At 57.2% G+C, this 5,428-nt stretch carries 5 protein-coding genes; all 5 read right to left on the minus strand.

The window, feature by feature from the left end:
• On the minus strand, positions 1-1,576 hold a 1,576-nt coding region (locus tag AB4043_RS12910), incomplete at its 3' end, for a chemotaxis protein CheA (protein WP_442307222.1).
• On the minus strand, positions 1,573-2,268 hold the full coding sequence (locus AB4043_RS12915) for a chemotaxis protein CheW (RefSeq protein ID WP_442301769.1): 696 nt from the start codon (positions 2,266-2,268) through the stop codon (positions 1,573-1,575). The genes AB4043_RS12910 and AB4043_RS12915, both read right to left, overlap by 4 nt.
• Complete coding sequence (locus AB4043_RS12920) at positions 2,265-3,521, minus strand: CheR family methyltransferase (RefSeq protein ID WP_442301770.1); 1,257 nt, start codon at positions 3,519-3,521, stop codon at positions 2,265-2,267. Before AB4043_RS12920 ends, AB4043_RS12915 begins: the two co-directional genes overlap by 4 nt.
• Positions 3,500-3,982 (minus strand): chemotaxis protein CheW, encoded by a 483-nt coding sequence (locus tag AB4043_RS12925; RefSeq protein ID WP_442301771.1) that lies wholly within the window; start codon positions 3,980-3,982, stop codon positions 3,500-3,502. The genes AB4043_RS12920 and AB4043_RS12925 overlap by 22 nt, the downstream gene beginning before the upstream one ends.
• Before the next feature lie 48 nt (positions 3,983-4,030).
• Positions 4,031-5,428, minus strand: a 1,398-nt coding sequence (locus tag AB4043_RS12930) for a methyl-accepting chemotaxis protein (protein WP_442307223.1), incomplete at its 5' end; no start/stop codon positions are given.

The raw sequence follows: 5,428 nt of genomic DNA on the forward strand, positions 1-5,428 counted from the left end.
GCTGACGCCCTTCGATCGAAGCGACCTCTTCTTTTTTCACCTTCACCGTGGCAAGAATGTGCGCGAGCGGAAAAGCATATAGCTCGTTGTCGATGGTCACGACAAGCGTGTGAATCACCGAGAGGGTGAGTGGCAACTGAAGCTGGAACTGCATGCCCTTACCGGGCTGCGATGACGCGGTGATGACGCCGCGCACCTGCTTGATCATGGTTTGCACGACATCAAGCCCCACGCCTCGCCCTGAGAGCTCCGTGACCGCCTCTTTCATGGTGAAGCCAGGCAGAAAGAGGAACTCCAGCAGCTCGCTTTCGCTCATCTTGCCGGCGGTGCCCTCTGTGCTCAACTGGCGCTTTACGATCGTAGAACGAAGATTCTCAAGATCAATACCGCGGCCATCGTCCGATACCGTGAGCTGCAGCGTTCCTGCCCTGTGATGCGCCGCGAGTGTAATAACAGCCTCAGGCGGCTTACCCAAAGCGGCACGTTCTTCCAGTGGTTCAATGCCATGGTCAGCGGCATTGTTCAGGAGGTGATTCAGCGGGCCGTCCAGTTTCTCCAGAATCTCGCGATCTACCTGCGTGGACGCGCCAATAATCTCCAGCCTGATTCGCTTACCGAGGGAATGCCCGAGATCGCGCACAAGACGAGGGAAACGATGGACGCCATCCATGAAGGGGCGCATGCGACAGGCCAGCGCCTGGTCGTAGAGCCGATGCGTCAATCCCGTGGAGCGGYGGTCAAGCATCTCCAGCTCCGCCAACCGCTGCGACAGCATCTGCTGACTCTCCAGCATGAGTCGTCGAAGCTCCGCAGTGTCGGTATCGACCCACGCGTATCTCTCATCGTTGACATGCTGCGCCAGAGATTCGCGCAGGTTGTCCATGGTCCGGAGCGAAGCATCCTGCAGACGCTTGATCTTCAGAAGCGATTCCACAAACGGCTTAAGCTGACGCGAAGCCACAAGCGATTCACTGGCCAGGCCGAGCAACCGGTTTAAGTTGCCGGCGGTAATGCGAAGTACGCCACTCGTCGAATCGAAGTCGGCGGCAGGACGGATATTTCCATTCGAGGACACAAGGCCGTTCGCAGCCGTCTGCATCTCCGGAGAGAAGCCGGCCTGCATGTCTTCCGTGGCCGGTGGAAGATCTTCTGCGGTTGCATGCCCATCAGGGTTTTCAAGGGCTTCCCTTAGTCTCATCAAAAAAGATGAGACCTCGGGATTCTTCTCTTCGGGCGGCCTGCTGCGCTCCCCTTCCAGGTTCTTTGCGATCGACAGCATCAAATCCGCGCCTTTAAGCAGCAGATCAATCTGCGCATGGTGAAGCGACAGCCTTCCCTCCTGTGCGGCGACAAAGAGATCTTCCATCGCATGAGCCAGTTCGACGCCCGCGGGAAGATTGACGATGCGGGCTGCCCCTTTTATGGAGTGTGCGGCTCGCATGCAAGCCTCAAGTGGTTCCGGAGCAGCGGTATTGCTTTCAAGCGCAAGCAGGCCCTGGACCAGCACCTTGGCCTGGTTCTCTGTTTCGATGCGAAACAGGTCGGAGATGGAAAGCGGGCTGCGGTCTTTGCTCACGACAAGCTCCGGTTTAGCGCGTGGAACAGCAGGCCAGCATCAAGAAGAGCGACGCTCTTGTCCCGCCAGGGCAGGACGGACTTCGTATAAGTCCCTGCGGAATGTGCGACTGTCGCCGGAACCGGTTGCTGCTGATGAACCGTATAACGCTGCACGCCGTGGACTTCGTCTACTGGAAAGGTCACACGCCAACCTTCCTTTTCAGCAATCAGAAAACGTTGGCTGATGAGCTTCTCTTTCTTTTGCGCCAACGCATGACTCTCCTCCAGGCCGAGAACCCGGGCCAGCGAAACACAAACAATCAACTCGCCATTAATGGGTGTAAGGCCCAGCAGCGTATTGCTGCGAAACCCAGGGAGCGTGTGGATTGCTTTTGTCCCGGCAACCTCCTGAATGATCGATGTGGGCAGCGCCAGCCACTCCACGCCGATGCGGAAGATGACAGCCGATTCAGTCTCCGACTCCTCGTCCTGTTTTTTTTGCGCGTAGTGAAGGCTCCACTCCGCCAGATATCCGGAAGGAAGATCTCGATCCAGCAGGACGATCGCGGCTGCGGCATACGTCGGACAGTTACGGCAATGGACATGCTGCCGCAACTCCGGGCAGCTGGCGTCTCCGGCAACTCCTATCTTGTTCCAGCAGTCGTTGAGGGCCGGGAGCGCGGCGTCGAGAGTTGTTGGCTGATGGTTCATTGCGCCGTCCTTTGTAACAGGCGCCGGGCACGCGCGTTCAAGGCTTGAGCGCCTGATACATCTTTCTGGCTCTCAAGCAGCAGAGCCAGGTGAACTAGAGCTTCGTAGTGATTCGGGTTGAGGTAGAGCGCTTTGCGGTATGCATCCGTCGCCTCGGAGCGCTTTCCGGTTGCATCCTGGATCAGCCCCAACAGGTAATATGCCTGGTCTGAAGGCCCCTCGCGGCGCAAATGATCTTCGCAATGCTTGATGGCGTCACGAAGCAGACCTCTGTCCGCCAGCCGCTGTGCTTCTTCCAGAGACGAAGGCTGTGGAGCGGGCCGCGGTTTGGCTGCAGCGACGAGTGGGCGAGAAGTGCTGAACTCAGGCGGCCTGGTGGCAACTGCGACCCTCCGACCGCCGCTGTAAGCGGGCTTTTTCGGCGGAGAAATGTGCTTGCTTTTTTGCGGCTGCGGCAGATCAACCACCCTGCGAAAACCAAAGGCCATCGGGATCCGCAACGAAACGAAGTCATCCGGCGGAGCCAGAGAAGTTTCCGAAGGACCCAGGAACAGAACACCTTTGGTTGTAAGAAGGCGGGTCAATATCTGGATGGCGCGCTTCTGTGTGGGGCTGTCGAAATAGATAAGGAGATTGCGGCAGTAGATGATGTCGTAGATTGCGGAACCGGGCAGAAAGTCAGCATGAAAGAGATTGCCGTGCTGGAAACGGACCTGCTGCCGAACTACCTTCGAAAGCCGGTATTCATTTGCCTGTGCCTCGAAGTGGCGGTCGCGAAAATGGAGATCCTTTCCGCGGAAAGAATTCCTGCCATAGAGGGCACGTTGCGCGAGCTGCAGGACACGTTCGCTGATGTCGACCGCATCGACCAGAAAGCGCTTCGCTGGAACTCCGGCATCCAGAAGCTCCATCGCGATGGAATAAGGCTCTTCTCCTGTGGAGCACGGAAGACTCAGCACACGGAGCACCCCCTCTGGATGCGAAGGCGCCCATTCCTCCCGCACCAGGCGGATCATCGCGGCAAAGGCCTCTCGATCGCGGAAGAACCAGGTCTCCGGCACGACCACGGCCTCAATCAACTCCTGCAGCTCACTGTCCCGTACAAACAGAAGTTCGACGTACTCCTGCTCATGCTGCAACTTACAGGCAGACATTCGTACCTGCAGCGCCCTCTCAATCGCAGCAGGGCCGATCGAGGAGCTATCGAGGCCTATCTTCTGTTTCAGCAGCTCTATGAGCTCGATGCTTGCCATTGCGCCTCTGCGGACTGCTTGAAGATCTCGTCATATAACGGCGCCGGTAACAGGGCAGCCGGTTTCACCCACTGAATCATGCCACGCTTATCGATGACGACAGGGCCAAGGTACGGTGTCCTGCTGCTCTCAATTCCGGAAAAGACAAAGTCCCCGGGATCTCGTCGCAAGGTCTCCGTCACGTTTTCAGCAATCAGCCCCACCAGCCGCGCTTCATCCTGACCGTCTGCAAGATTCACCACGATGATGCGCGTGCTGAGTTTGGGGTATGACGGACGCTGTGTAGCCAACTCGCTCAGGTCCAGGACCGGAACTGGCGAGTTCCGATAGTCCATCACCCCGGCAACTCCCGTAGGCGATTGAGGGAGCTTCTTAAGCTGCAACAGAGGCAGCACTTCAACGATCTGGCTCGCCTTCAATGCATATCTGTCATCGCCAAGTTGAAGAAGAAGAAACAGCATGCACACAGCCCCTAAACTCTGCTTACAACACGGACCTGGAATCTCTGACTATTCCTGCAACCTGAACCGGGAGACACTGCTTCGCAACGTACTGGACGCGATGTTCAGCTCATCGATGGTCAGGCTGGACTGCCGCAGCGACTCAACCGTCTGCTGGGCCGCCTCTCCCAACTGTCCTAGAGCTTCGCTGATCTGTCCTGCGCCAATTGCCTGCGCCTGCATTCCATCATTCACGGTCTCGAAACGCGGAACAAGAGTCTGCACGTCTTTAATGATCTGGGACAGCTGGTTACCGACCTGATGCATCTCCTGCATGCCGCGGCGGACCTCTTCCGAAAACTTGTCCATGCCCATAACGCCGGCAGAGACCGCCGACTGGATCTCTTTGACCATCAACTCAATGTCGTATGTCGCGACCGCTGTCTGGTCGGCGAGCCGCCGGATCTCGCTTGCCACCACGGCAAAGCCGCGGCCGTACTCTCCGGCCTTCTCCGCTTCAATAGCAGCATTAAGCGAGAGCAGATTGGTCTGGTCTGCCACCTTCGTGATGGTGATAACTACCTGGTTAATGTTGCCTGCCTTTACATTCAGCACCGCGAGCTTAGAGTTGATCGAGGTGGCAGCCTCCACAACATGGTTCATGGTTTCTTCCATGCGTGAGAGGCCGACCTGGCCGCTTCCGGCCAGGACCGCAGTCTGCTCGGCAACGGCTGAGACCTCCGCCATGGTCTTGCCAAGTTCGCGGGAGGTGGCCGAAATCTCTTTCGAGGTTGCGGAGATCTCCGTTGTCGTAGCGGCGATCTCATTCGCAGTCGCCTGCTGTTGCTTGGACGTCGCGGCAATCTCTGTAATGGACGTGCTGACTTGAAGACCTGATTTCTGCACCTGGCTGATAAGCAACTTCAGGTCGTCGATCATATTGTCGAAGCCCGCTCCCAGCAGCCCGAACTCGTCCTGCCGCTGCAGATTGATCTTTCGGCTGAAATCGCCCTTACGGATGACGTCCATGCCGACGACGAGAGTGCTGAGCGGCCGCGTGATGATCTGCCACAATAAGTAGCCGACGAACGCGGAGACCAGGACTGCAGCCAGGAAGCCGCTCAGAATTCCTGCCCGCGCGGCCCCAATAGCCTTCAAAATGCTTTGCGTCGCCTGATCGACATCGGTCCGGTTGAAGTCGATCAGCGTCTGAATTGCGGACACAACATTACTATTTGCCGCAATGATCGCATGGTTGCTTAAGGACTGATTTCCCGCGCCTGCCTTCAGGTATTGCTGTTGCGCATTCAGATAGGCTGGAATCTGGGACTTGAAATGGGCGAAGTTCTCACGATCCTTTTGCTGATGAATGGCGCCTTCGTAATTCTTTATCGAGGTATTCAGATTCGCCCAGTTGGTGGCAATCTGCAGATCAAGATTACGGATGGTCCCAGGGTCTGTCTCAAT

Source organism: Terriglobus sp. YAF25 (assembly GCF_052113305.1).
Lineage (GTDB): Bacteria > Acidobacteriota > Terriglobia > Terriglobales > Acidobacteriaceae > Terriglobus.